This is a genomic window from Nitrospirota bacterium, from assembly GCA_013388455.1.
GTDB lineage: Bacteria > Nitrospirota > Thermodesulfovibrionia > Thermodesulfovibrionales > SM23-35 > JACAFF01.
The window spans coordinates 1-2705 of record JACAFF010000009.1 but is presented as its reverse complement, the minus strand read 5'-3'; the positions used below and the strand labels follow the sequence as shown (position 1 = coordinate 2705).

At 36.1% G+C, this 2705-nt stretch carries 5 protein-coding genes; 4 read left to right on the top strand and 1 reads right to left on the bottom strand.

Annotated features, from left to right (window positions below; genetic code table 11):
- Positions 1-92 precede the first annotated feature (92 nt).
- The gene (locus HXY53_03075; GenBank protein NWF75548.1) at positions 93-740 is read left to right on the top strand and encodes a transposase; all 648 of its coding nucleotides are present in this window, start codon (positions 93-95) and stop codon (positions 738-740) included.
- 6 nt (positions 741-746) lie between these two features.
- Here HXY53_03075 and HXY53_03070 read toward each other — a convergent pair whose 3' ends face one another.
- Positions 747-926, bottom strand: coding sequence for a hypothetical protein (locus tag HXY53_03070; GenBank protein ID NWF75547.1), 180 nt, complete (start codon positions 924-926; stop codon positions 747-749).
- Positions 927-1123: 197 nt separating this feature from the next.
- On the opposite strand from HXY53_03070, the gene HXY53_03065 reads away from it, so the two are divergent.
- The 3 genes from HXY53_03065 to HXY53_03055 form a co-directional block, all read left to right on the top strand.
- Positions 1124-1528, top strand: a complete 405-nt coding sequence (locus tag HXY53_03065) for a nucleotidyltransferase domain-containing protein (GenBank protein NWF75546.1) — start codon at positions 1124-1126, stop codon at positions 1526-1528.
- Positions 1521-1943 (top strand): DUF86 domain-containing protein, encoded by a 423-nt coding sequence (locus tag HXY53_03060; GenBank protein NWF75545.1) that lies wholly within the window; start codon positions 1521-1523, stop codon positions 1941-1943. The genes HXY53_03065 and HXY53_03060 overlap by 8 nt, the downstream gene beginning before the upstream one ends.
- A gap of 298 nt (positions 1944-2241) precedes the next feature.
- Positions 2242-2705, top strand: a 464-nt coding sequence (locus tag HXY53_03055; GenBank protein ID NWF75544.1) for a hypothetical protein, incomplete at its 3' end; no start/stop codon positions are given.

The following is a 2705-nucleotide window of genomic DNA, read 5'->3' as shown; positions in this document are numbered from 1 at the left end:
GTAAGTGGAATAATGTATTGAAAAAATAGTTAAAAATTGATAAGGGTATTGTCAAACATTATGTCTTAACTTTAGGATGACCTAATAAATTAATGCGAAAAGATCCTCTTATTAATGGTTGCCTTTATCATATTTGTACCAAAAGCATAGCTGGCTATAAAATTTTTCGCTCCACTCAAGATTATTCAAGAATGATGGAAATGATCAAATTTTATAGTTATGAAAAACCTCCTGTGAAATTTTCAATCTACCACACCTTAGAAGAGAGAGATGAATTTTTAAGAAAAAACCTTTCTGGCAAGGAAAGCCTTATACTGATAGTTGCTTACTGTCTTATGCCTACTCATATTCATATGATACTGGTACAGGTGAAAGATAAAGGGATATCCATTTATATGAAAAATCTTTTAGACAGTTATACTCGATATTTTAATATTAAGAATGAAAGAAAAGGTCCCTTATGGCAGGGTAGGTTTAAAAGTGTATTGGTAAAAAAAGATGAACAATTGTTACATTTGACGAGGTATATTCATCTAAACCCAACCTCTGAGAATATTGTACAAGAGGTAAATCAATGGCCTTACTCTTCGTACCATGAGTATCTTGGTAAGAAGGAAGATCAATTATGTTATTTTACCAGCTATCTAAATATGGATCCTGAAGATTATAGGATATTTGTTGAGGAAAGGCGGGATTATCAGAAAAAACTGAATGAGATCAAACATCTATTATTGGAATAAATCGTTTCACTTCATAAGTGGGATCAGCGTATTTAGTATTTGAAAAAGTGTGGTGTCGAAGGAAGAGTAATGCGAAAAGAATCCCTTCTTAATGGTTGCATATATCATATCAGTACAAAGAACATAGCCGAGTATGACAGAGACAGTTATCCACTTCGTAAGTGGAATCAGGTAAATATGAATCATTTTTCTCCAGATTTAAATATTTTTTTCCCCTGAAATTAATCATCTTTTTATTTCTATCCCGTGTAAATTATTGGTAACGTAAGAAATAGGAGACCTGATGAGTGGTCCCGTTTTAATAAGGTTTTCTTTTCATCGAGACTGCCCTGCACAAAAAGAAATGATTAAATTTAATAGGCTCTTGTGTTATAATTTTTTTTATGAAATCCGAAAATATGATCATCGAATCCCAGGTGGATGAGATAATACTAAAACTCAAAGCATATTTTCAAGAGGATTCGAATGTCCAGTTTGCTTTTATTTTTGGATCCTATGTGAAGGGCAGACAGAAGAGGGGAAGTGACCTTGATGTGGCGGTTTTTTTTAAGAATCCGCCTGAGGGGCTTGACCTGCTTGGTTACACAAATAAACTCTCTGATATTTTAGAGAAAGAAGTCCATCTTGTAGTTCTCAACAATGCTCCTCCTTTACTCAGGCATCAGATTGTGAAGTATGGAATCCGCTTGATTAAGAAAGATGAGTCCCTTTACACAAGATTCAGAGAGAAGACCATGACTGACTATGAGGAGTACAAAAATGTTTCGGGGATGAACATTTATGATTGATCGACCTCTGATCGAAAAGAAATTACGAAAGATCGAAGAATTCTTAAGGGAATTAGAGATTGCAAAAATAGAAAGTTATGAAGAATTTAAAGGGAATATTGTGATCAAAAGGTTCATAGAGCGGAATCTTGAGCTTGCTATAGAACAGATGATCGATATTTGCAAGCATCTCGTTAGTGCTCTCGATCTGAAGGAGCCGGAGACATTTGCAGAGTGTTTTGATATTTTGGCAAAGGGAGGGATTATCCCTACAGAAACAGTCAGTATGTTTCAATCAATGGTGAGGTTCAGAAATTTTCTTATCCATGTGTATGACGGGGTCGATGATTCAATCACTTATGGAATTTATATGAGACATCTTGGAGATTTCAAGGATTTTATAAAGGTCATCAGAGATTATTTGCAGAAAAAATAGATTCAAACGAAATGATCTTTGACAAAAGAAAAGTCTCATATTCACCCATGGGACATTTACGTTTCCGCCTCCCCCAAATAGATTTTAACCTAAAACCAGACAGACTAGACTAATAGTTAATCAGAATATCAAAACATCAGGACCCATTCCTTGATCTCCTGATCAGCATCCCACTGATCCGCTGATCCCCTGATTTGCTTTTAAATCAAACCAGAAAGGCTAGGAGATAAATTTTAATCCTTTCCCGTTCATCTTAGCTTTTGTCGTTACCTTCATCCTTACCCCTGTTTTTAAAAGAATGGATGTTGGTCTTGGGGTACTTGACCATCCCAATACAAGAAAGATCCATAGCCCTCCGACTCCTTTTCTCGTGAGCATTACGGTCTACTTGGGTTATTTGGTAGGGGTCTTTCTTTACAGCTTCTCGCCTTTACTCCATAAAGATCTCCTTTTAATTCTTTCTGCAGCCACCATGCTTCTGGTGGTAGGCATTTTAGACGATGCTGGGTTTTTGCACCCCCAGATCAAGCTCATGGTGGCCATGCCCGTAGCTGCTTTGATTCTTATTCTTTTCTATCTCAACCTTAAAATCTTTTCGGTCAATCTTGTAAATTACTTTTTCACCATCTTCTGGGTTGTGGGGATTACGGCGGCCTACAACCTTCTTGATGGTATGGATGGACTTTCCACCGGAGTCTGTGTCATTGCATCTTTCTTTTATTTTATTATAGGTTTTATTGCTGATGATTCTTTTTTAGTATC